The following is a 26,403-nucleotide window of genomic DNA, read 5'->3' as shown; positions in this document are numbered from 1 at the left end:
CGCTGGCGATTGTCCCACGGTGCAGTCAGCGGCAGGCACGCAGCGGGTGAAAGCCCTTGCCCTGACGGTTCCCGACGTGAGAGTTACGGTGTGCTCGGTCGGCCCTGCGGCGAGACCGACCGAACCAGCCCGCCGGGCTTGCGCCGAACCAGAATGCGGTAGCCCACGGGCAGGATCAGCTCGTCACCCTCAGCTCCCGCGTTCAACTTCAGTGTCTCGGCGACGGCGCGTTCGGCGACCCTGGCGCTGAACTCGATCCGCAACACCGCCGCCATGGCCTCGCGATCGGGAAACCGCCACCGTGTCTCCACGCGCAGGCAGGTGAAGTCCTGCCGGGCGAAGAAAGCGTCGACCACGTCCGGGTCGTAGTGCGGAAGGTCAGCCAGCATCCAGTCGCCGTACGGCCGGTGTCTGGTGTCGAGGTCGACGATCGCGAGCGCGCCGCCGGGCCGCAGCACGCGATCGGCCTCTCGCAGCCCCGGGTCGCACCCCGGTCCGAAGAAGTAGGCGGTCCGGGCATGGACCAGGTCAGCACTGGCGTCGGCCAGCGGCAGCCGCTGTGCCGTGCCGCCGCGCACCGTGACCGTCGGATACCGTGCCAGCCTGCGCTGGGCTCTGCGCACCAACGGCTCGTGCGGTTCGACTCCGACCACCGAGCGCGCCGTGGCCGCGAACCGAGGCAGGTGGAACCCGTCGCCGCAACCGACGTCGACGACATCGGCTCCGCTCCAGCACACCTGTTCGGACAGGCGTGCCCAGATGACGTCGTCGGCATCCTGCGCGCGGTTTTCGACCTCGTAGGTGTCGGTGAAGTACCAGATGTTGGGGCTGGGCACGACGTCCGCCCTGCGCAGAAGCCGTTTCACCCGAACCAGCGTACAGAGCCACGCCATTGGCGTAAGATCATCCGCGCGAGGCAGCTCGGCGAGCCAACCCATTGCCGCGACTCGCGCGAGCAGCCGGGCATGCCGCGTAGCCAAGGAGTTGTGCCATGTCCGTCGGTGCCCCGGCCCTGTGGAGAATCCCAGCGGGAACACCGTGCTGGGTGGAGCTGGCCACAGCGGACGAGACTTCGGCGCGTCAGTTCTACCGCGAACTGTTCGGCTGGGACTTCCACGTCAAGCGTGACCCCGCCACCGCCAATCGCCGCTACGCGATCGCCCTGCACGATGACCTGCAGGTCGCGGGTCTGTACCAGGCCGCCCGCGACCAGCCGACGGGTTGGAGCGTGCACTTGGCGGTGAACAGCACCGCCACCACGGCCGAGTGGGTGGAGCATCTCGGCGGGGCGTTGACGCTGGGACCCGTCGAGATCCCCGGCCGGGGCAGCATCCTGCACGCGGTGGACCCCAGCGGTGCGCCGGTGGTGTTCTGGCAGCCGCCACAGGACTGGTACTTCCCCGAGGGCAGGCCAGGCACGTTCAGCGGCACCGACCTCAACACCCACGACGGTGCCGGCGCGGACAACTTCTACTGCAGGCTGTTCGGGTTCAGCAGCAGGCAGATCGGCAGGGACGACATCGACTACGCGGAATGGCGGCTCGGCCGCGACCCGGTGATCTACCGCTACGTCATGGACCCGCGATCGCAGGGCACCGTCCCACCACACTGGATGATCTACTTCCACGCCGACCCGGCGCGCGGCGCCGATGCCCTCGCCGGGCACGCGCTGATGCTGGGCGGAAGTGTGGTGACCGAGCCGTTCGACACCCCCTACGGGCGCACAGCCGTACTCGCCGACCCGGGCGGTTCGGTGTTCTCGATCATCGATCACTCGCGTCCGGTCGACACCGGGGTGGGCAGGGCAGAGGTCGACGACCCCTACGACGACTGAAGACGAAAGCCGCCGGGCGGACGCGACTCAGCCAGGGATGAACGCGCTCAGCAGCAACCAGGACACCACGGCGGAGGGCAGCAGCGAGTCGAGCCGATCCATCAGCCCGCCGTGACCCGGCAAGAGGGTGCCCATGTCCTTGATGCCGAGATCACGTTTGATCAGCGACTCCATCAAGTCGCCGAGTGTCGCGGTGAGCACGATCGCGGCCCCGAACAGCACTCCCTGCCACGCCTGCCCGTCCAGCAACAGCGCCAGCGACAAAGCGCCCGCGAGGACACCGGTGGTCAGCGAACCCCCGAAACCCTCCCAGGTCTTCTTCGGACTGATCGAGGGCGCCATCGGGTGCCTGCCCCTGAGCACGCCCGCCGCGTAGCCACCGGTGTCCGAGGCAACGACCACGATCATGAAGGACAGCACCCTGCCCACGCCGTCGTCGGGCGGCACCAACATCGCGGCGAACGAGGCGAACAGCGGTAGGTAAGCGGCGGCGAACACCGAAGCGCCGACGTCACGCACGTAGCCCTTCGCGCCCGCGCGTAGCCGCCACAGCAGGCACACCAGCACGGTGAGCACGAATGCCGTGACGGCGCCCTCACGGCCGAAGGGCCACGCGAGCCAGATCATCGCCTGACCACCCACGAGCACCGGCACCAGCGCGATTCGAATTCCCGCCGCCTTACGGAAGGCGTTGGCCAGTTCGAACGTGCCGACGGCGATCGCGGCGGCGACGATCGCGATGAACACGTACCGCACGGTGAACAGCGAAACCAGGATCGCCGCCCCCAGTGCCACGCCGACGGCGATCGCCGCGGGAAGATCTCGCCCCGCTCGCGAAGGCTTACTCCCCGACGGCCTCGCCGGCTCCGACGAACCGTCCGGCTCGGCGCGTTGGCCCTCCTCGCCGCCTTCGCGCTTCTGCTGGTCGTCGCTCACCTTAGTCATCAGACCTCGAGCAGCTCGGTTTCCTTGTGTTTGACCAGCTCGTCGACCTGATGCACGTACTTGTCGGTGAGGTTTTGCAGTTCCTTCTCGGCGCGGGCGACGTCGTCCTCGCCTGCCTCGCCGTCCTTGCCGATGCGGTCGAGTTCTTCCTTGGCCTTGCGGCGCACGCTGCGGATGGAGATCCGCGCGTCCTCTCCCTTGCTCTTGGCGACCTTCACCATCTCCCTGCGCCGCTCCTCGGTCAGCTGCGGGATCACGACGCGGATGATGGTTCCGTCGTTGGTCGGATTCACCCCCAGGTCCGAGTCCCGGATCGCCTTCTCGATCGCGTTGAGCTGCGAGGCGTCGTACGGCTTGACCACCGCCATCCGGGCCTCAGGGATGTTGATGCTGGCGAGCTGGTTCAGTGGCGTCGGCGCACCGTAGTACTCGACGACGATGCGGGAGAACATCGCAGGCGTAGCTCTCCCGGTGCGCACCGACGACAGATCGTCCTTCGCGACGGAAACCGCCTTCTCCATCTTCTCTTCGGCATCGAAGAGGGTCTCGTCGATCACGGCTACTCCAGGTGTGTGGGTGTACTGACGAGTGTGCCGATCCTCTCACCACTCACCGCCCGTGCGATGTTGCCCTCGGTGAGGAGGTTGAAAACGATGATCGGCATGTTGTTGTCCATGCACAGGCTGAAGGCCGTGGCGTCCGCGACCTTGAGTCCCTGTTCGAGGACCTCGCGGTGGCTGATCTCTTCGAACAGCTTCGCGCCGGGGTCACGTTTGGGATCGGCGGTGTAGACACCGTCCACGGCCTTTGCCATCAGCACGACGTCGCAGCCGATCTCCAACGCCCGTTGCGCGGCGGCGGTGTCCGTGGAGAAGTAGGGCATCCCGGTGCCGGCGCCGAAGATCACCACACGGCCCTTCTCGAGGTGCCGCTCGGCCCTTCGCGGGATGTAGGGCTCGGCGACCTGCCCCATCGTGATCGCCGTCTGCACGCGGGTCGGCACACCCTCCTTCTCCAGGAAGTCCTGCAATGCCAGGGAGTTCATCACCGTGCCGAGCATGGCCATGTAGTCGGCCCGGTCGCGATCCATGCCTCGCTGGGACAGCTCGGCACCCCGGAAGTAGTTGCCGCCGCCGATGACGACAGCCATCTGCACGCCGGTGCGCACGACATCGGCGATCTGCACGGCGACGGAATGCACCACGTCGGGGTCCACCCCCACCGCTCCACCACCGAACATCTCGCCGCCGAGTTTCAGCAGCACCCGCCGGTAGCCACGACCGAGCCTGCCGCCGCCGACCTCGTTCATCTTCGCCTCCGCCGACTGTCGTGCTGGTGTGCTCCGGTGTCTCACAACTGTGCCCCGCCTCCTGGACTGGCGGGAGACGGGGCACATGCGCCGTGCTCGGTCTACTGCTGGCCGACCTCGAAGCGGACGAACCGGGTCACGGTGACACCCGCCTCGTCGAGCAGAGCCTTGACCGTCTTCTTGCTGTCGGTGACCGACGGCTGCTCGAGTAGGACCACGTCCTTGAAGAACGCGTTGACCTTGCCTTCCACGATCTTCGGCAGCGCCTGCTCGGGCTTGTTCTCCTCCCGCGCGGTCTGCTCGGCGATACGCCGCTCGTTCTCCACCGCGTCGGCGGGCACGTCGTCCCTGGTCAGATAGCGGGGCTTGAGCGCGGCCACCTGCAGCGCGGCGTTGCGGGCCGCGTCGGCGTCGTCACCGGTGTACTCCACCAGCACGCCGACCGCGGGAGGCAGCCCCGCACCCCGACGGTGCAGGTAGGTGCTCACCTTGCCGTCGAAGACCGCCACTCGGCGCAGCTCCAGCTTCTCGCCGATCTTGGCGGACAGTTCCTGGATCAGCTCGTTCACGGTCTTGCCGTCGACCTCGGCGAGCTTGAGCTGCTCGACGTCGGCGGGACGCACCTGCTTGGCCGCCTCGACGATCCTGTCGGCGAGTTGGACGAATTCCTCGTTCTTGGCGACGAAGTCGGTCTCGGAGTTGAGCTCGATCAGCACGCCGCCGTCACCGGCGACGAGGCCCTCGGCGGTCGCCCGCTCCGCGCGCTTGCCGACGTCCTTCGCACCCTTGATGCGCAGGTACTCGACAGCCTTGTCGAAGTCGCCCTCGTTCTCCTCGAGCGCCTTCTTGCAGTCCATCATGCCGGAGCCGGTGAGCTCGCGGAGGCGCTTGACGTCTGCCGCGGTGTAGTTCGCCATCGTGCGTGTTCCGTTCCTTCGGAGGTCCGTGGTGAAGTGGTCGACTTCGGTCAGGACGCCGTCGGCTGCCCGGAGGAGGCGCCCGCGTCGGAGCCCGCAAGCAGTTCCTGCTCCCACTCAGGCAGCGGCTCGTCCGCTGCCACACCGGTGGCCTGCGGCTTGTCCTCGCCCTCGGGGGCGGCGCCGTTGCGACCGGAGCGAGCCATCAGACCGGCGGCCGCGGCCTCGGCGACGACCTTCGTCAGCAGTGCCGCCGAGCGGATCGCGTCGTCGTTGCCGGGGATCGGGTAGTCGACCTCGTCGGGGTCGCAGTTGGTGTCGAGGATCGCTACCACGGGGATGTTGAGCTTGCGAGCCTCGCCGACCGCGATGTGTTCCTTCTTGGTGTCCACGATCCACACCGCGCTCGGCACCTTGGCCATGTCCCTGATCCCGCCGAGGGTCTTCTCCAGCTTGTCCTTCTCGCGGGTGAGGGTGAGGATCTCGCGCTTGGTCAGGCCTTGGAAACCGCCGGTCTGCTCCTGCGACTCCAGTTCCTTCAGCCGCTGCAGGCGCCTGTGCACGGTCTGGAAGTTCGTCAGCATTCCGCCGAGCCAACGCTGGTTGACGAACGGCATGCCCACGCGCAACGCCTCGTTGGCGATGGCCTCCTGCGCCTGCTTCTTCGTGCCGACGAACAGGATCGTGCCACCGTGCGCGACCGTCTCCTTGACGAACTCGAACGCGCGGTCGATGTAGGAGAGGGTCTGCTGCAGGTCGATGATGTAGATGCCGTTGCGCTCGGTGAGGATGTAGCGCTTCATCTTCGGGTTCCAGCGCCGAGTCTGGTGCCCGAAGTGCACGCCGGAATCGAGCAACTGCTTCATGGTGACGACGGCCATGGCCGGATCCGCACCTCTTCTGTGTTGAGCGTGTCGAGCGCCTGCCCGGCACGCGGGGCCGGTTGTCGCGACTGCCCGGGTGGCCAGCCGCCCTGGTGCCGTGTCGACACTCGGACCCGTTGCCGTACCTGCCGACCGCGGGACCGCCGAGCGCCGTCCGTTCCGTTGCCCCTACCCTCGAATGCCGAGGCTGGGCGGAACGCACACGTACACGCGAAGTCAGTCTGTGCGCACACAGACCGCGTACATGAGTGTACGCCGCACCCCTTTCGCCGCTCTAACCGGCGGCACCCGGCCGGGTCGTGCTGTCCACATCCCTCGATTTCCGACCCGGTTGTCCACAGCCCCACACATTCCTCCCCCACCCCGACCCCTGCCACGCCACCGTGGGTCCATGCCCGGATCTCCTCGAACAACCGAGCGCGGCCCACTGCCTGCGCTACTCGCCGCCCTGCTTGCTTGCCTGGCCCTGTCAGCGGCTTCGTTGCCCGCACGGGCCGTGACGACACCACGGGCGGCAGTCCAACCGCACGACCGGCAGCGGACGGCGGACGTGGTGAATCCTGGACGCAGCGGCTCGCCGCCCGTCACGCACCTGGCGCTACCGAAGCGACCCGCTCGGCCACCGCCCGGCGAGGCGGCGCGGGCGCGCCGGCAGTGGCCACTGTGGCCTCCACCCCCGGTGACGCGCGGTTTCGACGAGCTGCCGCACCCCTACGCCGCGGGGCATCGGGGTGTGGACCTGGCCGCGGCCGTCGGGCAGCAGGTGCTCGCGGCGGCGGACGGCACTGTCGTGTTCGCGGGCACGGTGGCGGGACGCGGGGTTGTCTCCGTCGACCACGCAGGCGGGCTACGCACCACGTACCAACCGCTGTTGCCCACAGTGGCCGCAGGCGACCGGGTGACGGCGGGCCAACCCGTGGGCACGGTCGTCGCGGGGCACGATGGTTGCCCCGAGCAGGTTGCCGCATGCCTGCACTGGGGGCTGCGCCGTGGCGAGGAGTACCTCGACCCGCTGCACCTCGTGTTGGCGAGCCCGACGCTGCGCCTCAAACCGTGGCACCGTTGACCCGAAGGGCGTGATCCCGTGCGACCCGACCCGCGCCCCGTGGCGCCCCGCATCCGGGTGGTCAACCCGCATCCCGTGGTCGACCCGCGGCGTCGAATTCAGGACCCGCGCTGTTGCGATACGAGGACCGCGGCCGGGAACGCATCGCCCGGCGGCCTCCCCAGGCGTAACGGCAGACCGGGTCAGGCACCGAGCCGCCCCGCCCCGCGCGCGCAGACCAGCACGCCCTGGCCACTTATCGCGAACGTCTCGAAGTGCGCCCCGCCCCGCGCGCGCAGACCAGCACATATCGCCCGACGACCTCCACACACACAACCGCCCGAATCAAGCCCCCCAGCAGGCCCATCGACGATACGAAACCGCAACCACAAGACAAGATCTGCCCGCGACCTCCCGCACAACGACCGCCCCGGGAAAGAACCCCAGCAGCCCGATCGGCAAGGGGAAGACCGCAGCCACAACACGCGCCGCACGCGACCTCCCCAGGCGTGACACCAGCCCGGTCAGACCCCGAGCCACCCACCCCCCACGAAGACCACACTCAGCCGACGCATCGCGCGCGACCTCACCACACAACAAACCGCCCGTCGCACACCACGTCACCGATGTCACCGTTGAGGACCGCCACACACACAACAACCGCCCGAATCAAGCCCCCAGCAGGCCCGATCGGCGATAGGAAGACCGCAGCCACAACACGCGCCACGCGGCCTCCCCAGGCGTGACAGCGGCCCGGGTCAGGCCCCGAGCCACCGCGCCCTGACACGGCCACCACGTTCCGGACCAAGACGAGGCGCTCCGGGGCGCACGCCGCGTATCGGACACAGCCTCGCGCCCCACACAGGTGCGCTGCCTTCTCGGGAGCCGCATCCGTTGAACACGACAACCCCACACCTGGAGGTGAACACCCAACCCGACCCCTACCCGACCCGGACCCGGACCCGGACCTGGACCTGGACCTGGACCTGGACCTGGACCTGGACCTGGACCTGGACCTGGACCTGGACCTGCCTACACCAGCACAGACCCCTGCGAGCCTGAGCCCAGTCCCCGACCACGTGCGCTGCGCTCCGTGCGGGCAATGTGTATGCAACGCTGGTGCAGGCTGCTCCTGGCGGCGCCGCAGCGCCGGAGTCTGGTGCTCGCTAGCGCCGGAGTCTGGGTTCCCGCTCAGGCGTTGGCTTGCTCGCCGAGCTTGGCACGCAGTCTGAGCACGGCTCGGGTGTGCAGCTGACTCACGCGCGACTCCGTGACACCAAGCACCTTCCCGATCTCGGCGAGGGTGAGGCTTTCGAAGTAGTAGAGGCTGACGACGATCCGGTCGCGTTCGTTGAGCTGCGCGATCGCTTCGGCGAGCTGCCTGCGGTTGTCCCGGTCCTCCAGCACCGCGGCGGGGTCGACCGCGTCGGCGTCCGGCAGCGCGTCTACGGGCGAACCGGTCTCCCTACCTGCTCCGACCAGGTCGTCGAGGGCCACGACGCTGGTCAGCCGCAGCTGGCCGTACAAGTCGCGCAACTCCTGCAGGGTGATGCCAAGTTCTGCCGCCACCTCGGCATCGGTCGGTGTGCGGTGCAGCCGTGCGCCCAGCCGGTCGAATGCGCGTTCGACTTCGCGGGCGCGGCTGCGGACGACCCGGGGAACCCAGTCCTGGGCACGCAGGTCGTCCAGGATGGCACCGCGGATGCGCTGCATGGCGTAGGTCTCGAACCGCAGGCCCCGGTCGGGGTCGAACTTCTCGATCGCGTCGACGAGCCCGAAGATCCCGGACTGGATCAGGTCCGCGACGTCGACGTGGTTGGGCAGGCCCGTACCGACCCGGCCCGCCACATATTTGACCAGCGGGGCGTAATGCAACACCAGCCGGTCGCGAATCCGCTGGTTCGGGCAGTTGACGAACTGCCGCCACAGCGAGTCGATGGTTGTGTCGCCCTCGGCGGCACCGTCGGACGAACCGCTGGCGGTGTCGGCGGCCTGCCTGGTGAGTTGCGAGTTCAAGGCGCGACCGTCCCCGTCGGAACGCGACCGCGCACGTTCCGGGTCAGCCGAATCTCCACCGACGTCATTGGGCACGGGGGTGGGTTCGGTCATGGATCGCCTTCAGCCGCTCGACGGTCACGTGGGTGTAGAGCTGCGTCGTAGCTAGCGTAGCGTGACCAAGCAGTTCCTGAACGCTGCGAAGATCGGCGCCGCCTTCGAGGAGATGCGTCGCCGCGGAGTGCCGCAAGCCGTGCGGCCCGATGTCGGCAGCCCCCGGCACGGCCGCCACAGCGGAGTGCACCACCCGCCTCACCGTCCTTGGGCCCACCCGCCTGCCCTTGGCACCGAGAAAGAGTGCGGCCCCCGACGACTCGGTCGCCAGCAGGCCACGCCCGTTCTTCAGCCACGTCCGAAGCGCGCGTTCCGCGGGTTGCCCGAACGGCACCATTCTCTCTTTGCTCCCCTTTCCCAACACGCGGACCACCCTGCGGTCGAAGTCGACGTCGTCCAGATCGAGTCCGCACAGTTCTGAGACTCGCACACCTGTGGCGTACAGCAACTCGAGCAAGGCATGATCACGCAGCGCGATCGGATCTTGCTCCGCCGCCCCGGATTCGGACGCCCGCAGCAGGTTGTTCGCCTGCTGCGGGCGAAGCAGTCCCGGCAGAGTGCGATGCGCTCTCGGAGCGACGAGTCTGGCGCCGGGATCGGAGTCGAGTTCTCCCCTGCGGTACGCCCATGCCGTGAACGTGCGCGCCGAAGCCGCGCGGCGCGCCAGCGTGCTGCGGCTGCGGCCCGCGCTACGTTGGTCGGCCAACCACGCCCGCAACACGCCGACGTCGAGGTCGGTGAGTTGGCAGGAGACCTCGTCGCCTGCGCGGTACAGAAAACCGAGCAGCGAGACGACATCGCCCACGTACGCCCGGACCGTATGTGGGGAAAGGCCACGCTCAAGCTGCAGATGCCGTTCGTAGGCCGCCACCAGGGCCGCCGCTTCGGCAGGCAGCGCAATTCGCGTGCGCACGGGGTTGTCACCAGTTCCACGCACACGTGTCGCGCGCGTTGACGGTGTGCGACGACCTGATGACGTCATGCCAATGACGCTGAGGCACGCGGTCGCGCTGGTCAAGCATCGCCACACCGGCACACTCAGGTCGAGATCACCGACATAGGGCCGCGGCTTTGCCCCAGCGGCATGCTCCCCCGGCGCCGGATTCGCGAACGCTGCGCCACACGTCGGTGACTCTCGCCGGCATCAGCGTCCATGGCTCGCGAGCCAGGCGGCGACCCCGCGCACCGCAAGCCGCCCACCACACCGTGCACACACGCCTGCCGCCCACATCGCACCGACGCACCGCAGGAGCACCACGCATGGCACATCGGGCACGGCGGACCGGGCACCCACACCGTGCACCCGCGCCACACAACGGCGACCCGCACCACGCACCGCACCCACCGCGCGTCCACACCGCGCCCACGCGAGGCACGACGCACCGCCCACCCACACCCAGTACCACACACCGCACCCCTGCGCGCCCACACCAGGTACCACGCACGGCACCCACCGCGGTCCACACCGCGCGCCCACACCAGGCAGCTCGCACCACGCACCACACCGCGCGAGCCCACACCGGACCTACACGCGGGGCACCCCCACCACGCATCGCGTCACCGCGCACCACGACGGAGCACCACAGCACCACACCCCACCACGACGGAGCACCCACAGCACAGCACCGCACCCCACCACGACCAAGCACCCACACCCCACACCACGACCAAGCGTCCTGAAGGTCGCAGCAGTGGCGTCAGGCCCCGCAAGTGGCGAGCCGAACCCGCTCCCCCCACCGTCGTCAGCGCAGGCCGGAGCAGCTAGGTACAGCCACGCGGGCGGACAGTGGGGCCGCGCCGTCGGTCCTGCCGTGAGCGAGCCACGGTTACTCCCGTCGCCGTAGGACGGCTAACGGCCTCCGCTGCCGCGCCCCGGTGCCGATTTGACTCGACGCCAACCGCTTTCGCTGCGCACGGCGAGTCCGTCCAGCTCCAGTTGTGGCAGCAGGGCCCGTACCCGGGAAAGCGGTACTCCCGACTCCGTGGCGATCTGCTCGGGCGCTTTGCCGGTACGGTCGGCGAGCGCGTCGTGCACGCGAAGGCCTTCCGCGTCGAGCCCGTCGGTAGGCCGGTTCCCGACCCCGGTGTCGCGTTTGGCCACCGTGCCGAGCTTTCCCACGGTCTCCAGGACGTCGGCGGCGGACGCCACCAGGGTGGCGTGGGAGTCCCTGATCAGCTCGTGGCATCCCACCGACAGTGCCGATCCCACGGGGCCGGGCACGGCCATGACCACCTTGCCAAGCGCACCTGCGGTGGCGGCGGTGTTCCTGGCACCACTGCGGCTGCCCGCCTCGACCACTACCGTTCCCGCCGACAGGGCAGCGATGAGCCGGTTACGCACCAGGAACCGGTGGCGCGCCGGTGCGGTGCCGGGTGGGTATTCCGTCAGCACTGCCCCTCGCTCGGCAACCCGGTTCAGCAAGCTCACGTGCCCAGCCGGATAGCCTGCATCCAGACCACAGCCGAGCACGGCCAAGGTCTCACCCCCCGCCGCGAGCGTCCCGCGATGGGCGGCTCCGTCGATTCCGTAGGCCGCGCCCGAAACCACCGAATGGCCTGCTTCGGCCAGCGCGTAGCCGAGTTCGGCCGCTACCTGCTCGCCGTACTGCGTCGCCGCACGAGCCCCCACGACGGCCACCGCCTCGGACAGCATGGCGTCCAAGTTGCCGCCACCACGAACCCACAGGCCGATCGGCGGGGCGACGCCGCGTTGCCCCCGCCCGGTGGCGACATCGAGGCACAGCAGCGGCCATGCGGGCCACTCGTCGTCCTCAGGGGTCACCAGCCTTGCGCCGATCTCCGCCGCCTGCCGCAGATCGCGCTCGGCCAGCTCCAACTCTTTGCGCGCGCGGGTCTCGCACGCCACGGCATCGGGCACATCACCGCGCCGAACCAGCTCCGCGGCCCGGACCGGGCCCCGGTCAGCGACAAACCGCACCAGTGCCGGGGCCGGAGGCTCGGCGACGCGGAGCAGGTAGGCGCGCGCCAGCCGCTCACCCGACCATTCGGCGTACCCGGCCGCCTGCCGCTGTGCTTCGCACATGACCACTCAACTCCTCCACGACTTCCCTGCCCGCGTAACACCTGCTCGTGCCGGCGCCGGCCGCCGACGCATCCGGCGATGTCATCCCTGCATGTCAGTTGAGCCCGCGCCGTGCCCTGGTCCCGGCAAACGCCCGGTCCCTGCCGACAGCGCAGCAGAGCACCGGAGCCGGAAGCGCTCGCTCAACCGGCCACGCACACCAGCTCGGCACCGCCCGCGCACAGCCGTCGACGAGCCGGTCGGCGTTGCCGCGCACCCGCCCGGCGATCCCACTCCGGCCGCCGAGGCCCGTGTTAGGCCGGGCGCAACCCTCCATCTCCTGCCGTGCGCCTCGGCGGCGCCGACAGGCTCTGTCACCTACGTCGGCCCGCTCACGCGGCCCTGCGGTCACGGAACTCCAGTGCCGCGGCGACGTGGTCGGCGTCCGGGCAGGGCGAACCGGCAAGATCGGCAAGGGTCCACGCGATCCGCAGGCACCGGTCGGCTCCCCTGGCTGTGATGGCGCCGCGGTCGAGGCCGCGATCCAGCAGCGCGGTAACCCTGCAAGGCAGTGCGAATTCCTTGCGCAGCATCGGCCCGGGGACCTGCGAGTTGGTGCGCCATCCGTGCTCCGCCCAGCGTTCGGCGGCGCGCTGTCGAGCCCGCATCACCCGAGTCCGAACCTGTTCGGTGCTCTCCGGCTCGGTGTCGTCATGCACCCGCATCGCCGTGATCGGCCGCATCCGCACCCGCAGGTCGACCCGGTCGAGCAAGGGGCCGGAGAGCCTGCCCAGATAGCGGCGCCGTGCCATCGGTGAACACGAGCAGTCCGTCTCGCGAGGGGGCGCACACGGGCACGGGTTGGTCGCCAGAACCAGCTGAAAGGACGCCGGGTAGCGGACCACACCACGTGCCCGAGCGATCCTGACCTCGCACTCCTCCAGCACCGTACGCAGTGCCTCCAGCCGTTCGCCGCTGAACTCGGCCGCCTCATCCAGAAACAGCACGCCTCGGTGGGCCCTGCTGATGGCTCCGGGCATCGCCAGACCGCTGCCGCCGCCCACGAGCGCGGCCATCGAGATCGAATGGTGCGGCGCGACGAACGGCGGAACACGCACCAGCGGGGAATCCGAATGCAGTGACCCCTCAACGGAGTGCACCGCTGTGACCTCCAGCGACTCCTCGTCGGAAAGGGGCGGCAGCAACCCGGGCAACCGCTTGGCGAGCATGGTCTTGCCGATCCCCGGTAAGCCGACCATGAGCAGGTGGTGACCGCCCGCGGCCGCCACCTCCAGTGCCCACCGAGCCTCGGGCTGGCCGACCACGTCGGCGAGATCCGCGACCTCGGCAACCTCGGGAGCCGTCGGCGCTTCAGCGGGCACCAGCACCCGCTCGTCCTTCAGCCACTCGACCACCTCCAGCAGCCGCCCCGCCCCGAGTACCTCGATTCCGTCGACCAGGGCTCCTTCACCGAGTGAGTCGGCGGAGACGACAGCACGCCGGTAGCCCGCACCGCGTGCGGCCAGCAGGGCGGGCAGCACACCTCGCACCGGACGCACCCGCCCGTCGAGCGCGAGTTCGCCGAGGAGCACCGTCCCGATGAGCTTGGTCGCGGGCACCGAACCGGACGCGGCAAGCACGGCCGCCGCGATGCCGAGGTCGTAGCCGGAGCCGACCTTCGGCAGGTTGGCGGGCGACAACCCGAGCGTGACAGCGCTGTCCGGCCACTTCTGGCCGCTGTTGCGCACAGCCGCCCGTACCCGGTCCTTGGCTTCCCTCAGTCCTGTATCTGGAAGGCCGACCAGCTTCGTGCCTGGCATGCCCGCCCCGATGTCGGCCTCGATCTCGACCAACCTGCCGTCGATTCCCAGCAACGCGACGGACCAGGCACGTGCCAGTGCCATCAGAACGCTCCCACGATATGCCGCACCTGTGGTGTGGCACCGGGTGCGCAGTCGACGGCGATCACGTCGAAGCGCACCGGGCACCACGCGACCCGGTAGGTCGCCAGCCACCGGCCCGCGAGCCTGCGGATGCGTGCCTGCTTGTCCTCGGTGACAGCCTCCTCCGGAGCGCCGAAGCGCCGACCGGACCGCGTCTTCACCTCGCACACGATCAACCGTTCGCCATCGGTGGCGATGACATCCAGCTCGCCTTCCCGGCAACGCCAGTTGCGACTGAGCACGGTGAGCCCCTGCCCACGCAGGTGCTCCGAAGCCAACTCCTCGCCGGTGCGACCCAACGCCAGCCGCGATGGCCGATCCGTAGTGCGGACCACCCGCACAACGCTGGTCACCCACTTCACCCCCCGGGTTCCGCCGTTCGTCCTTCGCCTACCGACGCTGCCAGCGCGCCGGTAGCTCGGGCCACGCCGACATCGCCGCCCTGTGGACAACAGCGGTGTTGTGGACAACCCGGCGGGGCCAGCAAGAAACCCGGCTCCAGCCACGGCTGATCAAGGTAAAATCCGGACCCGTTACCGGTCCGACCCGGTACCGATCAACAGATCAGCTCCCCCAGCGGGCCGCTCGGTGGGGTGCTGTGGCTTGGGCGATCGCCGGGTCGCCCGCACTGAGCTGGTGCAGGCCGTTCAGCAGGCTCGCGGTCGGGCTGAACGCTCAGCCTCCGAACGGACCGTCCTCGGGGAGCCGCAGTTCCGGCTTGTCCAGCTCTTCGACGTTGACGTCTTTGAACGTGATAACTCGAACGTTCTTCACAAAACGGGCCGGGCGATACATGTCCCAGACCCACGCGTCGGACATCCGCACTTCGAAGTACACCTCGCCGCCGCTGTCACGCACCTGCACGTCCACGGCGTTGGCGAGGTAGAACCGCCGCTCGGTCTCCACGACGTACGAGAACTGGCTGACAATGTCGCGGTACTCGCGATACAGCGACAGTTCCATCTCGGTCTCGTACTTCTCGAGATCCTCTGCGCTCATGAAATCCGAGCCCCTCCTCGCAAGCCGTTGTCGGCGGAAGCTCCATTCTCGCTCACTCGGGTGTTCCTGGCACGTACCGGCACGCTCGCGTGCAACGCCGCCGCGCTGAGCATGACGTCGCGAGGGGGGCAGGCACCATGCCTTGCCGCGGCCTTGGCGACGTTGGCATACGACCAGCGGTGCACCTCACTGGGTCCGTGCTCGGTCAGCGCTGCGCCGTGTTCCTCGGTCGTGTAGCCCTTGTGCACGTCGAAGCCGTACACCGGGTGCTCGTCGTGCAATGCGGTCATGATGCGGTCCCTGGTCACCTTGGCCAGCACCGACGCCGCCGCCACACAGGCCGCCGCACGGTCGCCCTTGATCACCGGCAGGCTCGGTGCCGGCAGTCCCGGGACCCGGAAGCCGTCGAGGAGCACGTAACCCGGCGCCGAGGACAGCTTCGCCACCGCGCGGCGCATCCCTTCGATGTTCATCACATGGATGCCGCGCGCATCCACCTCGGCCGGCGAGATCACCACGACGGAATGGTCGAGCGCGCGCCGGATCACCTGCTCGTAGACCCGCTCGCGTGCCGCTGGCGTGAGCAGCTTGGAATCGGTCAGCTCGGGCAGCCGGGCCCCGTCACCCGGCCGCAACACGCAAGCGGCCACCACGAGTGGACCGGCGCAGGCACCACGCCCGGCCTCGTCCACACCCGCCACCGGGCCGAGCCCGCGGCGGACCAGCGCGGCTTGCAGTGCCCACGAGGTGTCGCCGCGGATCACGGCGCGCGGTGGACGCGGAACGCTCGTGGAACCAGCGCTCACTGCGGTTACCGCCTTCGTGTGACCATCCCGTGCAATCGCGCGCCCGCGCGCCTGCCAAGCGCCAGGGTAGGCCACGCCGCCAACGCACCCGCTCCCAGTGGCAGGCCCTGCTGCCACGGGGAAGCCTCCAGCGCGGCGGCCTGTTGCTGTTGCGGGTTGTGGTCGCTGACGACCCCCCACCGGGAAGGCGGCAACACGATGAGCCTCGCCTTGCCGATGATGTTCTCGACCGGCACGGCACCACGCTCGCCACCGCCGCCCTGGTAACGGGAGTCGGAGGAGTTGTTGCGGTTGTCGCCCATCACCCAGACGGTGCCCTTAGGCACGGTCACCGGCCCGAACTCGCGCTGAACCGACTCGCCCTGCCAGTAGATGTAGGGCTCGTCCAACGGCTGACCGTCCACTGTCACTCGGTTGCGGTCGTCGCAACACTCCACGGTCTGCCCGCCGGTGGCGATGACTCGTTTGACGAAGTCACGTTCGTCAGGTGGGGCGAGCCCGAAGGCGGAACCGATGCTCTGCAGGAACCGGGCCACCGCATTGCCCGAGGACTGAGCGGGCGCGTCGTTCTCCAGCCACGCGTCCGGGCCGCGGAACACCACGACGTCGCCAGGCGAAGGCTCACCGAAGTCGTAGGTGACCTTGTCGACCAGTATCCGGTCGGGCGTGCAGCCAGCACAGCCGTGCAACGTCTGCTCCATCGAACCCGACGGAATCATGTAGACGCGGGCGAGGAACTGTTGGATCAGGAACGCCAGCACGAGCGCGATGACGATCAGAATCGGCAGTTCCTTCCAAAAGGAACGCTGCTTCTTCTGCTTTCGCTGCCAGCGCGCCTCTGCCTCGGAGGGACTGGTTTCCCCGGACTCGTCACCGGACGCGGATCGCGCCGAACCGGAGCTGTCCGAACGCCCCTGTGGATCGTTGTCCTCGGGGCGCTGCGGCTCGTCTTCGGCGGCGTTTGAAGGCACAGGTTCGACCACGACGTCAGGCTACGGTAACCGGGCGATTACTTCAGGACGCGGAGGACCGCTCCCTGCGCTCCTTGATCTTGGCGGCCTTGCCGCGAAGGTCGCGCAGGTAGTACAGCTTCGCCCTGCGGACGTCGCCGCGCTTGTCCACCTCGATCTTGGCAATGTTCGGCGAATGCACCGGGAAGGTGCGCTCGACTCCCACGCCGAAGGACATCTTGCGGACGGTGAAGGTCTCGCGGATGCCTCCGCCCTGGCGACGAATGACGACGCCGTGGAAGACCTGGTTGCGCTCGCGATTGCCCTCGATAACTCGGACGTGAACCTTCAGCGTGTCGCCCGGGCGGAAGTGCGGAATGTCGGAACGCAGCGAGTGGGCGTCCAACGCATCCAGGGTGTTCATCGGTGTCCGTCCTCGTCCTTGTGTGGCTTCACATCGATCCGGGCGCGCGACCGTACCTGACAGCGGGCGGCCCAGGAGCTCGGCGCATGATCACGTCGCGCCAACCGGTCAAGTATGGCAGATCAGCCCGATGCGGGGTCACCGGGCTCCCCGCGAAGGCGGTCGAGCACGGCGTGGTCCGCGCTGTCCAGGCTACCTTCCGGGAGTCGTTCCAGCAGGTCGGGGCGGCGTTCGAAGGTACGCTCCAGCGCCTTGTCCCTTCGCCACCGATCGATCAAGGCGTGGTTGCCCGAGCGCAGCACCTCCGGCACCGCCAGCCCGCGCCACACCTCCGGTCGGGTGTAGCTGGGACCTTCGAGCAGCCCGTCGGAGAACGAGTCCTGCTCGGCCGACACCGGATTGCCGAGCACACCGGGCAGCAACCGCACGACGGCCTCGACGATGACCAGCACCGCGGCCTCACCGCCGACCAGCACGTAGTCGCCGATGGACACCTCGTCCACCGGCATCCGGCGGGCGGCGTCGTCGATGACCCGCTGGTCGATGCCCTCGTAGCGGCCGCAGGCGAACACCAGGTGCGGCTGCCCGGCGTAGCTGCGCGCGAGCTCCTGCGTGAACGGACGGCCCGCAGGCGTCGGCACGACGAGCCTGCTGTCCGTCGAGCACACCGCGTCGAGGGCCTCGCCCCACACCTGTGGCTTCATCACCATGCCGGGACCGCCGCCGTACGGGGCGTCGTCCACCGCCCTGTGCACGTCGTAGGTCCACTCGCGCAGGTCGTGCACCCCGACCTCGATGAGCCCGCGTTCGATCGCTCTGCCCAACAGAGCCGCACGCAGCGGCTGCAGGTACTCGGGAAAGATCGTGACGACGTCGATCCGCATCAGGAGTCCAGCAGCCCTTCCGGCGGATCGATCACGACCCTGCCTCCGGTGACGTCCACCAGCACCACGATCGCCGCCACGAACGGCACCAGGGCCTCGTGGTCGTCGCGATCGACGGCGAGCAACTCACCCCCGGGCGAGTGAATGACCTCGCGCACGGTGCCGATCACCGTGCCGTCGGTCAGCTCGGCACGCAGGCCCTCGAGTTCGTGGTCGTAGAACTCGTCCGGGTCCTCGATCTGTGGCAGGTCGGCGGTGTCGACCAGCAGCATCGCGCCGCGCAACTCCTCGGCCGCGGTGCGGCCCTGCGCCTCGGCGAAGCGCACAAGCAGCCGCCCGCCGTGTGGGCGGACGGCTGCCACGGTAACCCGTTTCGTCACACCGTCCCGCAGGCTGGCGAGCAACACCTTGCCCTGCGCGAACCGTTCCCGCGGCGAGTCTGTGCGCACGTCCACGGCCAGTTCCCCGTGAAGACCGTGCGCCTTCGCGACCCGGCCGACCACGACCTGCACGGTGCCGCGCTCAGCGGTCGGTGTCGATCACGTCGACGCGGACTCCCCGCCCGCCGACGGACCCCATCACGGTGCGCAGCGCCGTGGCGGTGCGACCTCCGCGACCGATCACCTTGCCGAGGTCGTCCGGGTGCACGTGCACCTCGAGAGTTCGGCCTCGGCGTGTGGTGATCAGCTCGACGCGCACGTCGTCGGGGTTGTCGACGATGCCGCGCACCAGGTGTTCGAGCGAGTCGGCCAGGAAACTCACGCCTCGTCGGCCTTCTTCTCGCCCTCGGCCTTCTCACCCTCGGCCTTGTCGTCGCTGCCGGACTGCGGCTGCGCGGGCTTGTCGGCGTCGGCCTTCTTACCGCCACCGCGCTTCTTCGGTGTGGTGGCCTCGGCGGCAGGCTCCTCGTTGGCGGCTGCCAGCGCGGCGTTGAACAGGTCCTGCTTGGACGGCTTGGGTTCGGGCCTGCGCAGCTTGCCCTCCGCGCCGGGCAGTCCCTTGTGCTTCTGCCAGTCGCCGGTGACCTCGAGGATGCGCTGCACCGGCTCGGTGGGCTGCGCCCCGACGCTCAGCCAGTACTGCGCCCGCTCGGAGTCGACCTCGATGAAGCTCGGGTTCTCCTTCGGGTGGTACTTGCCGATGGTCTCGATGGCCTTGCCGTCCCGGCGGGTGCGCGCGTCCGCGACGACGATGCGGTAGTAGGGCGCGCGAATCTTGCCGAGGCGCTGCAGCTTGATCTTGACAGCCACGGGTGTGGGTACTCCTGTCGTTTCTCGGTACTCGGGTCGGGACACGATCCGAGTGGGGAGCCGGATCCGAGTGCCCGCAGGTATGGGTGTCGCCCCGGCACGGTGAGAGGGCCCGGACCGGAGCGGGCAAGCCACCATTTTGCCAGACCGCCCGGCATGACCGTTGCCGGGGAGTGCTGGTGGCCGGGTAGCTCGATGTGACGGGCGCCCTAACCCTACCTCCATAGGCTGACCCCGTGGCTGGCAACCGGACACCCGACCCACATCGCCGGAGGCGGTTCACCACCGTGCCACCCGCGAGGAGCACGGGTTGACCCTCACCTCCACGAGCCTGCTGGCGCTGGCGGGCGTGGCAGCGGGTCTTGCCGGCTCCATGGCCGGTCTGGCCTCGCTGTTCAGCTACCCCGCCCTGCTCGCCGCGGGCTTGCCGCCCATCGCGGCGAACGTGACGAACACCGTGGCGCTGCTGTCCACCGCGGCAGGCTCCGCCGCCGGGTCGCGCGCCGAACTGCGAGGACAACGCGCGCGGCTCGGCAGGCTGCTCGGCCTGGCCGTGCTGGGCGGTTCGGCCGGTGCCGTGCTGCTGCTGACCACCCCCGCCTCGGCGTTCGAGCTGATCGTGCCGTGGCTGATCGCACTGGGCTCGGGGCTGCTGCTGTTCAGGGACCGGGTACGCGATGCCGCCGACAGAGCGAGGTCGGCGGGAAGGCAGGGCGGCTCGGCGGTGCCGTCGGCCGTGGCTGTGGCGCTGGTCGCCGTGTACGGGGGCTACTTCGGCGCGGGCGCCGGAGTGCTGATGCTCGCCGTGCTTTCGGTGTCGGTGACCGAACCGCTGCCGGTGACCAACGCCGTGAAGAACCTGGCCATCGGCGCGGCCAACGCGACAGCGGCGCTCGCCTACGCCTTCCTCGCACCCGTCGACTGGCTCGCCGCCGCCGTCCTCGGCGTCGGGGCGCTGCTGGGCTCGTGGCTGGGACCCGCCGCGGTGCGACGGTTGCCGGAGCGGCCGTTGCGGATCACCATCGCGCTGGCCGGGTTCGGCCTCGCCGCGCACCTGTGGTTCTCGGCCACGGCCCCGTAGGGCTACGCGCTCACGACTCCGAGCGTGGTGAGCAGGATCGCCAGGGCGGGCAGGAAGTTGTTCATCTGGTGTGCCACGATGCTGCTCAGCAGCCTGCCGGTGACCAGTCGCGCGAGTCCGATCGGTATCGCGATCACCAGCAGCAGCGAGGTGCGCAGCGGCTCGAGATGGCTCACCGCGAACACGGCCGTGGAGAGCACGAACGCCGCCAGCCTGCCCCACTTCTCCTTACCCCACTCAAGCCGCTCGGTCGCGCCCCACAGCAGACCCCGGTAGATGATCTCCTCACAGACCGGGCCGAGCAGCCACAGGTAGGTGAACATCGCGATCGCCGCGGAGACCGACATCGGTTTGTCGTGCACCAGCGCGCTGATCGCGGACGTGGCGTTGTGCTCGCCGACCACCTCGGTCCAGACGAGCACGCCGACGGTCGTGCACACCACACCCAGCACGCCGAACTTCAACCCGATCCGCACGTCGTCCCAACGCCACGACAGCCGCAGATCGACGACTGGGCCGTTGCCTCTCAGCTTCGTGATCGCCAGCGCCGCCAGCGCGGCGAACAGCGTGGGCAGCATCGTGCCGACGAGCACGTCCCCCACCGGCAGTGAAGCCAGCGATCCCCTGCCGAGGAAGACCCCGACGAACGCCGCTGTCGCCAGCAGCACGGCTTCCACCAGCAGGAACGCACCGAAGCCCCATCGGTGCGACGGGTACTCGGGCACCGCGTGACCCTGCGGGGCGGACGTGGTCGGTTCGACGGCTGGCACCGGTTCTGGCGAATTCGGTGACGTCACGCCGATCCTTCCCCCGTATACCGGACACCGGGAATACCGTAGGCCAGCCGAGCTTACTGGCCGCGCACGGTCGGTTACGACCCAATGAGCAGAAAAAGCGCGGCGGGCAGGTTGTTCGTCGCGTGCGCCACCACGCTCGCACCCACCCGCCCGGTGATGAACCTCGCCGACCCGATGGCCACGCCCTGGGCGATCAGGGCGACTGTGCGGGTCGGCTCGCCGTGCAACTGCGCGAACAGCAGCGCGGTGAGCAGCAGGATCACCCAGTTCGGAATGCGGTAGTGCGCCAGTCCGTTCCACAGTGCGCCACGAAAGAGCAACTCCTCCGTCAGCGGTGCGCCGACGACCACGATGATCGCGGCCACCACCAGCCAGCCGATATCGGCGGAAATGCCGCGAAAGACCTCGATCAACGGTCCCGCCATCCGCTCACTGCCGTAGATCTGCAGCAGTATCAAATTGAGCACGTAACCGGCGAGCAGCGCGAAACCACCGCAGGCAAGCCCGACCTTGAGGTCGCGGCCGGTGGGCAGCAGCCCGAAGTCGGCCCGCACGCCGTTGCCCCAGCGCAACGAACCGAGCCAGGGAACGAGCCCGAGCAGCACGTTCGGCACGAACGCGAGCAGCACCAGCGGCCCCAACTGCGGCAGCCGGATTCCAGTCGGGTCAGCGGCGTCGATCGTCGCCAGCGCGGAAAGCAGCAGCGAGACCGCGTAGTACCCGCCGAGCGCGAGCACGAAGGCCAGCATCCCCCAGTGGGCGCCGAGCACAAGACCGGTTCTTACCGGCGGCACCGGCCGGTCGTCGCCCTCGCGCTGCACCAGGCCTCCCGCTGTGTCGTCGCGACCGGTGACCAGCCGTCACCGGCCCCCAACGCCACCATAAGTGACCGCACGCGGCGTCACTTGATCACGGTTCCCCGCAGCACGATATGCAGGGGACTGCGGAGCACGTCGAGATCCTGCCGGGGATCGGAGTCGAAGACGAGCAGGTCAGCGGGTGCGCCGTCGGTGATCCCGGGATGGCCGAGCCAGTCGCGGGCCGCCCAGCATCCCGAGGCCAGCGCCTGCTCCGTGCTCATCCCTGCCCGGTGCAGCGCCTCGAGTTCGTCCACGAGCCTGCCGTGGTCCACCATGCCTCCCGCGTCGGTGCCCGCGTACACGGGCACGCCCGCGTCGAGCGCCGCGCCGACCATGTCGTCCACCCCGGCGTGCAGGGCTCGCATGTGCGCCGCGTAGGTGGGGTACTTCGCCGCCTGGTCCGCGATGCGGGGGAAGTTCTCGATGTTGATGAGCGTGGGCACCAGCGCGGTGCCGGTGCGAGCCAACTCACCCAGCAGTTCACCCGAAAGACCGGTGCCGTGCTCGAGGCAGTCGATCCCGGCGCCGATCAGCCCGGGCAGCGCCGACTCACCGAACACGTGCGCCGTCACCCGGGCGCCCGCGTCGTGCGCGACGCGCACCGCCTCGGCCAACACGTCGTCGGGCCACAACGGCGCCAGGTCGCCCACGGCACGGTCGATCCAGTCGCCGACGAGTTTCACCCAGCCGTCCCCGGCCGCGGCCTGCTCGGCGACTGCCGCGGGCAGGTCGTCCGGTGAGTCCAGGTCGATGCCGAGTCCGGGGACGTAGCGCTTGGGAAGCGACAGGTGCCGCCCGGCGCGGATGATCCGCGGCAGGTCGTGCCTGCGTTGCAGCGGCCCTGCGTCGATCGGCAGCCCGCAGTCACGGATCAGCAGCGTCCCGGCGTCACGGTCGGTCAGCGCCTGCTCGATGGCCTCCTCGAGCGTCGTCGGCCCGCCGACCCCGATACCGGGATGACAGTGGGCATCGACCAGGCCGGGCAGCAGGAACGCCCCGGCGAGCGACTCGGCCGGCTCCACGGGTGTGAACGAAATCCGCCCTTCGGTGATCCAGACGTCGCGTTCCTCGCCCTCGGGCAGCACCGTGCCACGCAGGTGGTACATCTGCGACCTCGGCTACTTCTTCTTCGGCAGCTTCAGCTTCGCGGGGTCGAAGCCGGGCGGAAGGTCGTTGAGGCCGCCGCCGAGTTGGGACAGGTCCGGCATGCCAGCGCCGCCTGCCGCCGGAGGGAACCCGCCCGGCATGCCGCCGGGGAAGCCACCACGCACCTTGGGCTGCGTGGGACCGCGCCCCTTGCCCTTCTTGCCCTTCTTGCCCTTGCGGTTCTTCTTGCCACCGCCGGGACCGCCGCCGAAGCCGAACCGGCCCGCCATCTGCTGCATCATCTTGCGGGCCTCGAAGAAGCGGTTCACCAGGTCGTTGACGTCGCGCACGGCGACGCCCGAACCGCGGGCGATCCGCTGCCTGCGCGAGGCGTTGATCATCTTCGGGTTGGCCCGCTCCTCGGGGGTCATCCCCCGGATGATCGCCTGTAGCCGGTCCAGGTGCGCGTCGTCGACCTGGGCGAGCTGGTCCTTCATCTGCCCGGCACCGGGCAGCATGCCGAGCAGGTTGCCGATCGGCCCCATCTTGCGCACGGCCAGCATCTGTTCGAGGAAGTCCTCCAGCGTCAGCTCGCCCGTGCCGAGTTTGGCGGCCGCCTCCTCGGCCTTCTCCTGGTCGAACGCCTGCTCTGCCTGCTCGATCAGGGTGAGCACGTCGCCCATCCCGAGGATGCGACTGGCCATGCGGTCGGGGTGGAAGACGTCGAAGTCCTCCAACTTCTCCCCGTTGGAGGCGAACAGGATCGGCTGACCGGTGACGTGCCGCACCGAGAGCGCCGCACCGCCACGGGCGTCACCGTCGAGCTTGGTGAGCACGACTCCGGAGAACCCGACGCCGTCGCGGAACGCCTCCGCCGTGGTGACGGCGTCCTGCCCGATCATGGCGTCCACCACGAACAGCGTTTCGTCCGGCTGTACGACGTCCCTGATGTCGGCGGCCTGCCGCATCATCTCCTCGTCCACGCCGAGGCGACCCGCGGTGTCGACGACCACCACGTCGTGCTGGGCGCGCTTGGCCTCGTCGACGGAGCGGCGGGCCACGTCGACGGGGTCACCGACCCCGTTGCCAGGCTCCGGAGCGAACGTCGGTACTCCGGCCCGCTCCCCGACGACCTGGAGCTGGGTCACCGCGTTGGGCCGCTGCAGGTCGCAGGCCACCAGCAGCGGTGCGTGGCCCTGCTTCTTCAACCACAGCGCGAGCTTGCCCGCGAGCGTGGTCTTACCGGAGCCCTGCAGACCGGCGAGCATGATGACCGTCGGCGGGTTCTTGGCGAGGTTCAGCCTGCGGGTCTCACCGCCGAGGATCGCGACGAGTTCCTCGTTGACGATCTTGACGACCTGCTGTGCGGGGTTGAGCGCCTCCGATACCTCGGCACCCTTCGCGCGCTCCTTGACGTGCCCGATGAAGGCCCGCACCACCGGCAGGGCGACGTCGGCCTCGAGCAGAGCGATCCGGATCTCTCTCGCCGTCGCGTCGATGTCCGCGTCGGAGAGCTTGCCCTTGCCGCGCAGGTTCTGCAGGACCGACGTGAGCCGATCGGAGAGTGTGTCGAACACGGGATGCACGCTCCAGCGGGTCGGTGGGTTCTCGGCCGGCTCGCGGGGCCGACGACATTCCAGGGTAGACGACCTTGGCCGCCCGCCGGTCCGCCCGGCCGGTGTGTGCTCCCCCTACGCCGGCCGGGCGGCTGGTCCTCGGCGGTTCCCGAGCGGTCCCGGCGACGTTCGCCAGACCCCCAGTACCAGGCGATCGGAATCGAACCGGGCAACTCACCGAGGCGCCTACCACCCTGCCGGGCGAGGAGGTTGTCACGGCAACGTGAAGACACCGAGAACGCGTGAGTAGAGCTACTCGCCTCGGTGCCCTAACGGCTGCCCTTCGGCGCAGCACGAGCTTTCGACGCCGCCTTGCGTGCCTTGCGCTCGGCCTGTTTCGCCTCACCCGCGGCCGCCTCGGCCCGGTTCACGGCGGTCCGCCGAGCGGCCAGTTGGTCGGTGTCGGCGCGCTGCTGCGCGTGCTCGCGCAAGGTCGCGAGCAACTCGGCCACGCCTTCCTCCTGCTCGGGCTCGGTAGGCCGCACCACGTCCGTTCCTTCCAGCCTGGCCTCGACGAGTGCGGAGACAGCGTCGGGGTAGCCGTCGGTGAAACGGTGCGGCTCGAAGTCACCGGACAGGTTCTCGATCAGGTTCGCCGCCGCCCGCACCTGCGCCACACGCAGATCGACGTCCTCGTGCAGGAAAGGGAAGTCCGCGCCACGGACCGCCTGCGGCCAGTGCAGCGTCTGCAGCACCAGCACCTGACCGGCGACCCGAAGCACACCCAGCGTTTCGCGTTGCCGCAGCGCCACCTTCACCACCGCCACCCGGTCGGCCAGTCGCAGCGCCTCGCACAGCAACACGTACGGCTTGTTGGCCGAGACCTCCGGCTCCAGGTAGTAGCTCTTGGAGTGCAGCAACGGGTCGATCTGCTCGCCGCGCACGAAGCACTGGATGCGGATCGACTCCGCGGCCGCGCCCGCCAGCGAGGCGAGTTCCTCCTCGCTGAGGACGACGACATCCCCGCCCGCCGACTGGTAGCCCTTGCCGATCTCCTCTGCGGGCACCTCGGCACCGTCCACCTCGCAGACCCGCCGATACCTGAGCCTGCCGCCGTCGGTGGTGTGAACCTGTACCAGACCGGTGCCCGGTTCGGAGGTGGCGCTGTAGGCCTTGACCGGGATGGCGAAGCTGCCGAGGCCGATGGTGCCCTTCCACACGGTGCGCATGTCCGAAAAGCCTAGTAAGCGCGATACCGCGTCCGACAGCTACAAACGGGTGTGGCCACCCGCCGTTTCGGCGATGGTCTCGACCAAGGGCTCGCTTTCGGTGAGCGCCTGCGCCGAACAGCCGAACGCCGTCGCTGCCGCTTGGAGTACCTCCGCCAGTGCGGCGAGGTCCGCTGTCGGCACGGCGGCCAGCGCCGGGTCGGCGCAGCCCGCTCGCGCTCGCCTCGCCAGCGCGTCGAGCGTCTCGGCGAGATGTCGCTGCCCGCTCACCACGTGGCCGATGACAGCGGCGAGTTCGGCGAGTTCGATGCCGGCAGGCGCGGCCAGCGCCTCGGCGCAGGCGCGCAGGTGCGACGCGGCAACGCTCGCGGGCAACACCACCGGTTCCAGCTCGGCCATCCTCAGCAACCCTTCGCCGTGTGCGGGATGTGGCCGACATCCTGCCACCGACGCCGAAAGCGGGCGCCGCCGAC

28 protein-coding genes are annotated in these 26,403 nt (G+C 69.3%); 3 read left to right on the top strand and 25 right to left on the bottom strand.

Going from position 1 to position 26,403, the window contains the following annotated elements:
- Nucleotides 1-83 precede the first annotated feature (83 nt).
- The gene (locus SACMADRAFT_RS06770; RefSeq protein ID WP_408640344.1) at nucleotides 84-893 is read right to left on the bottom strand and encodes a class I SAM-dependent methyltransferase; all 810 of its coding nucleotides are present in this window, start codon (nucleotides 891-893) and stop codon (nucleotides 84-86) included.
- A 98-nt stretch (nucleotides 894-991) separates the two neighbouring features.
- Here SACMADRAFT_RS06770 and SACMADRAFT_RS06765 point away from each other — a divergent pair, with 98 nt between their 5' ends.
- On the top strand, nucleotides 992-1,834 hold the full coding sequence (locus SACMADRAFT_RS06765) for a VOC family protein (protein WP_009153046.1): 843 nt from the start codon (nucleotides 992-994) through the stop codon (nucleotides 1,832-1,834).
- 27 nt (nucleotides 1,835-1,861) lie between these two features.
- Here the strand turns inward: SACMADRAFT_RS06765 and SACMADRAFT_RS06760 are convergent, their stop codons facing one another.
- From SACMADRAFT_RS06760 to rpsB, 5 genes are all read right to left on the bottom strand, one after another.
- Nucleotides 1,862-2,779 (bottom strand): phosphatidate cytidylyltransferase, encoded by a 918-nt coding sequence (locus SACMADRAFT_RS06760; RefSeq protein ID WP_009153045.1) that lies wholly within the window; start codon nucleotides 2,777-2,779, stop codon nucleotides 1,862-1,864.
- Complete coding sequence (frr, locus tag SACMADRAFT_RS06755; protein WP_009153044.1) at nucleotides 2,779-3,336, bottom strand: ribosome recycling factor; 558 nt, start codon at nucleotides 3,334-3,336, stop codon at nucleotides 2,779-2,781. Before frr ends, SACMADRAFT_RS06760 begins: the two co-directional genes overlap by 1 nt.
- A gap of 2 nt (nucleotides 3,337-3,338) precedes the next feature.
- A complete protein-coding gene (gene pyrH, locus SACMADRAFT_RS06750) occupies nucleotides 3,339-4,088 on the bottom strand; it encodes a UMP kinase (protein ID WP_009153043.1) in 750 nt (249 codons plus the stop codon).
- Between the two features lie 101 nt (nucleotides 4,089-4,189).
- Complete coding sequence (gene tsf / locus SACMADRAFT_RS06745; protein ID WP_009153042.1) at nucleotides 4,190-5,005, bottom strand: translation elongation factor Ts; 816 nt, start codon at nucleotides 5,003-5,005, stop codon at nucleotides 4,190-4,192.
- A gap of 50 nt (nucleotides 5,006-5,055) precedes the next feature.
- Nucleotides 5,056-5,886: a 30S ribosomal protein S2 gene (gene rpsB, locus SACMADRAFT_RS06740; protein WP_009153041.1), complete on the bottom strand. Its 831-nt coding sequence runs from the start codon at nucleotides 5,884-5,886 to the stop codon at nucleotides 5,056-5,058.
- 682 nt (nucleotides 5,887-6,568) lie between these two features.
- On the opposite strand from rpsB, the gene SACMADRAFT_RS30770 reads away from it, so the two are divergent.
- A complete protein-coding gene (locus tag SACMADRAFT_RS30770; protein WP_232285552.1) occupies nucleotides 6,569-6,955 on the top strand; it encodes a murein hydrolase activator EnvC family protein in 387 nt (128 codons plus the stop codon).
- 1,170 nt (nucleotides 6,956-8,125) lie between these two features.
- On the opposite strand, the gene SACMADRAFT_RS06730 is transcribed toward SACMADRAFT_RS30770, so the two are convergent.
- The 13 genes from SACMADRAFT_RS06730 to rpsP form a co-directional block, all read right to left on the bottom strand.
- Nucleotides 8,126-9,043, bottom strand: a complete 918-nt coding sequence (locus SACMADRAFT_RS06730) for a FliA/WhiG family RNA polymerase sigma factor (protein WP_009153039.1) — start codon at nucleotides 9,041-9,043, stop codon at nucleotides 8,126-8,128.
- Complete coding sequence (locus SACMADRAFT_RS06725) at nucleotides 9,015-10,025, bottom strand: tyrosine recombinase XerC (RefSeq protein WP_083840847.1); 1,011 nt, start codon at nucleotides 10,023-10,025, stop codon at nucleotides 9,015-9,017. Before SACMADRAFT_RS06725 ends, SACMADRAFT_RS06730 begins: the two co-directional genes overlap by 29 nt.
- A gap of 867 nt (nucleotides 10,026-10,892) precedes the next feature.
- Nucleotides 10,893-12,086, bottom strand: a complete 1,194-nt coding sequence (dprA, locus tag SACMADRAFT_RS06720; protein WP_009153037.1) for a DNA-processing protein DprA — start codon at nucleotides 12,084-12,086, stop codon at nucleotides 10,893-10,895.
- A gap of 371 nt (nucleotides 12,087-12,457) precedes the next feature.
- A complete protein-coding gene (locus SACMADRAFT_RS06715; RefSeq protein WP_009153036.1) occupies nucleotides 12,458-13,969 on the bottom strand; it encodes a YifB family Mg chelatase-like AAA ATPase in 1,512 nt (503 codons plus the stop codon).
- Nucleotides 13,969-14,370 (bottom strand): YraN family protein, encoded by a 402-nt coding sequence (locus SACMADRAFT_RS06710; RefSeq protein ID WP_009153035.1) that lies wholly within the window; start codon nucleotides 14,368-14,370, stop codon nucleotides 13,969-13,971. Before SACMADRAFT_RS06710 ends, SACMADRAFT_RS06715 begins: the two co-directional genes overlap by 1 nt.
- A gap of 313 nt (nucleotides 14,371-14,683) precedes the next feature.
- Nucleotides 14,684-15,007, bottom strand: a complete 324-nt coding sequence (locus tag SACMADRAFT_RS06705; protein WP_009153034.1) for a DUF2469 domain-containing protein — start codon at nucleotides 15,005-15,007, stop codon at nucleotides 14,684-14,686.
- Nucleotides 15,004-15,813, bottom strand: a complete 810-nt coding sequence (locus SACMADRAFT_RS06700; RefSeq protein ID WP_009153033.1) for a ribonuclease HII — start codon at nucleotides 15,811-15,813, stop codon at nucleotides 15,004-15,006. Before SACMADRAFT_RS06700 ends, SACMADRAFT_RS06705 begins: the two co-directional genes overlap by 4 nt.
- A 5-nt stretch (nucleotides 15,814-15,818) precedes the next feature.
- The gene (lepB, locus tag SACMADRAFT_RS06695) at nucleotides 15,819-16,796 is read right to left on the bottom strand and encodes a signal peptidase I (protein WP_009153032.1); all 978 of its coding nucleotides are present in this window, start codon (nucleotides 16,794-16,796) and stop codon (nucleotides 15,819-15,821) included.
- Nucleotides 16,797-16,827: 31 nt separating this feature from the next.
- Nucleotides 16,828-17,187 (bottom strand): 50S ribosomal protein L19, encoded by a 360-nt coding sequence (rplS, locus tag SACMADRAFT_RS06690; protein ID WP_009153031.1) that lies wholly within the window; start codon nucleotides 17,185-17,187, stop codon nucleotides 16,828-16,830.
- 122 nt (nucleotides 17,188-17,309) lie between these two features.
- The gene (gene trmD / locus SACMADRAFT_RS06685) at nucleotides 17,310-18,071 is read right to left on the bottom strand and encodes a tRNA (guanosine(37)-N1)-methyltransferase TrmD (protein ID WP_009153030.1); all 762 of its coding nucleotides are present in this window, start codon (nucleotides 18,069-18,071) and stop codon (nucleotides 17,310-17,312) included.
- Entirely contained in the window at nucleotides 18,071-18,583 is a 513-nt protein-coding gene (gene rimM, locus SACMADRAFT_RS06680; RefSeq protein ID WP_009153029.1) for a ribosome maturation factor RimM, read from the bottom strand. Before rimM ends, trmD begins: the two co-directional genes overlap by 1 nt.
- 10 nt (nucleotides 18,584-18,593) lie before the next feature.
- Nucleotides 18,594-18,833, bottom strand: coding sequence for an RNA-binding protein (locus SACMADRAFT_RS06675; protein WP_009153028.1), 240 nt, complete (start codon nucleotides 18,831-18,833; stop codon nucleotides 18,594-18,596).
- Nucleotides 18,830-19,321 carry a 30S ribosomal protein S16 gene (gene rpsP, locus SACMADRAFT_RS06670; protein WP_009153027.1) on the bottom strand — a complete coding sequence of 164 codons (492 nt, stop codon included), beginning with the start codon at nucleotides 19,319-19,321 and terminating at the stop codon, nucleotides 18,830-18,832. The genes SACMADRAFT_RS06675 and rpsP overlap by 4 nt, the downstream gene beginning before the upstream one ends.
- A 310-nt stretch (nucleotides 19,322-19,631) precedes the next feature.
- Between rpsP and SACMADRAFT_RS06665 the strand changes: the two genes are divergently transcribed.
- A complete protein-coding gene (locus SACMADRAFT_RS06665; protein ID WP_009153026.1) occupies nucleotides 19,632-20,402 on the top strand; it encodes a sulfite exporter TauE/SafE family protein in 771 nt (256 codons plus the stop codon).
- A 2-nt stretch (nucleotides 20,403-20,404) separates the two neighbouring features.
- On the opposite strand, the gene SACMADRAFT_RS06660 is transcribed toward SACMADRAFT_RS06665, so the two are convergent.
- The 6 genes from SACMADRAFT_RS06660 to SACMADRAFT_RS06635 all read right to left on the bottom strand — a co-directional run bounded on the left by SACMADRAFT_RS06660 (nucleotide 20,405) and on the right by SACMADRAFT_RS06635 (nucleotide 26,329).
- Nucleotides 20,405-21,172: a CPBP family intramembrane glutamic endopeptidase gene (locus SACMADRAFT_RS06660; protein WP_050998069.1), complete on the bottom strand. Its 768-nt coding sequence runs from the start codon at nucleotides 21,170-21,172 to the stop codon at nucleotides 20,405-20,407.
- Between the two features lie 101 nt (nucleotides 21,173-21,273).
- Entirely contained in the window at nucleotides 21,274-22,020 is a 747-nt protein-coding gene (locus tag SACMADRAFT_RS06655) for a CPBP family intramembrane glutamic endopeptidase (RefSeq protein ID WP_009153024.1), read from the bottom strand.
- An 80-nt stretch (nucleotides 22,021-22,100) separates the two neighbouring features.
- Complete coding sequence (locus SACMADRAFT_RS06650) at nucleotides 22,101-23,165, bottom strand: amidohydrolase family protein (protein ID WP_009153023.1); 1,065 nt, start codon at nucleotides 23,163-23,165, stop codon at nucleotides 22,101-22,103.
- A gap of 12 nt (nucleotides 23,166-23,177) precedes the next feature.
- On the bottom strand, nucleotides 23,178-24,722 hold the full coding sequence (gene ffh, locus SACMADRAFT_RS06645) for a signal recognition particle protein (RefSeq protein ID WP_009153022.1): 1,545 nt from the start codon (nucleotides 24,720-24,722) through the stop codon (nucleotides 23,178-23,180).
- Nucleotides 24,723-25,030: 308 nt separating this feature from the next.
- On the bottom strand, nucleotides 25,031-25,930 hold the full coding sequence (ku, locus tag SACMADRAFT_RS06640) for a non-homologous end joining protein Ku (protein ID WP_009153021.1): 900 nt from the start codon (nucleotides 25,928-25,930) through the stop codon (nucleotides 25,031-25,033).
- A 39-nt stretch (nucleotides 25,931-25,969) separates the two neighbouring features.
- Complete coding sequence (locus tag SACMADRAFT_RS06635; RefSeq protein WP_009153020.1) at nucleotides 25,970-26,329, bottom strand: hypothetical protein; 360 nt, start codon at nucleotides 26,327-26,329, stop codon at nucleotides 25,970-25,972.
- Between the last annotated feature and the right edge of the window lie 74 nt (nucleotides 26,330-26,403).

It is taken from the genome of Saccharomonospora marina XMU15 (genome assembly GCF_000244955.1).
Lineage (GTDB): Bacteria > Actinomycetota > Actinomycetes > Mycobacteriales > Pseudonocardiaceae > Saccharomonospora_A > Saccharomonospora_A marina.
The sequence above is the reverse complement of the archived record's forward strand: the minus strand, read 5'-3'. Positions and strand labels throughout refer to the sequence as shown.

Bases quoted from the DNA above. Each gene is read 5' to 3' on its own strand.
- SACMADRAFT_RS06770 (WP_408640344.1), bottom strand. From the start codon at position 893: ATGGCGTGGCTCTGTACGCTGGTTCGGGTGAAACGGCTTCTGCGCAGG.
- SACMADRAFT_RS06765 (WP_009153046.1), top strand. From the start codon at position 992: ATGTCCGTCGGTGCCCCGGCCCTGTGGAGAATCCCAGCGGGAACACCG.
- SACMADRAFT_RS06760 (WP_009153045.1), bottom strand. From the start codon at position 2,779: ATGACTAAGGTGAGCGACGACCAGCAGAAGCGCGAAGGCGGCGAGGAG.
- pyrH (WP_009153043.1), bottom strand. From the start codon at position 4,088: ATGAACGAGGTCGGCGGCGGCAGGCTCGGTCGTGGCTACCGGCGGGTG.
- tsf (WP_009153042.1), bottom strand. From the start codon at position 5,005: ATGGCGAACTACACCGCGGCAGACGTCAAGCGCCTCCGCGAGCTCACC.
- rpsB (WP_009153041.1), bottom strand. From the start codon at position 5,886: ATGGCCGTCGTCACCATGAAGCAGTTGCTCGATTCCGGCGTGCACTTC.
- SACMADRAFT_RS06730 (WP_009153039.1), bottom strand. From the start codon at position 9,043: ATGACCGAACCCACCCCCGTGCCCAATGACGTCGGTGGAGATTCGGCT.
- SACMADRAFT_RS06725 (WP_083840847.1), bottom strand. From the start codon at position 10,025: ATGACGTCATCAGGTCGTCGCACACCGTCAACGCGCGCGACACGTGTG.
- dprA (WP_009153037.1), bottom strand. From the start codon at position 12,086: ATGTGCGAAGCACAGCGGCAGGCGGCCGGGTACGCCGAATGGTCGGGT.
- SACMADRAFT_RS06715 (WP_009153036.1), bottom strand. From the start codon at position 13,969: ATGGCACTGGCACGTGCCTGGTCCGTCGCGTTGCTGGGAATCGACGGC.
- SACMADRAFT_RS06705 (WP_009153034.1), bottom strand. From the start codon at position 15,007: ATGAGCGCAGAGGATCTCGAGAAGTACGAGACCGAGATGGAACTGTCG.
- rplS (WP_009153031.1), bottom strand. From the start codon at position 17,187: ATGAACACCCTGGATGCGTTGGACGCCCACTCGCTGCGTTCCGACATT.
- trmD (WP_009153030.1), bottom strand. From the start codon at position 18,071: ATGCGGATCGACGTCGTCACGATCTTTCCCGAGTACCTGCAGCCGCTG.
- SACMADRAFT_RS06650 (WP_009153023.1), bottom strand. From the start codon at position 23,165: ATGTACCACCTGCGTGGCACGGTGCTGCCCGAGGGCGAGGAACGCGAC.
- ku (WP_009153021.1), bottom strand. From the start codon at position 25,930: ATGCGCACCGTGTGGAAGGGCACCATCGGCCTCGGCAGCTTCGCCATC.
- SACMADRAFT_RS06635 (WP_009153020.1), bottom strand. From the start codon at position 26,329: ATGGCCGAGCTGGAACCGGTGGTGTTGCCCGCGAGCGTTGCCGCGTCG.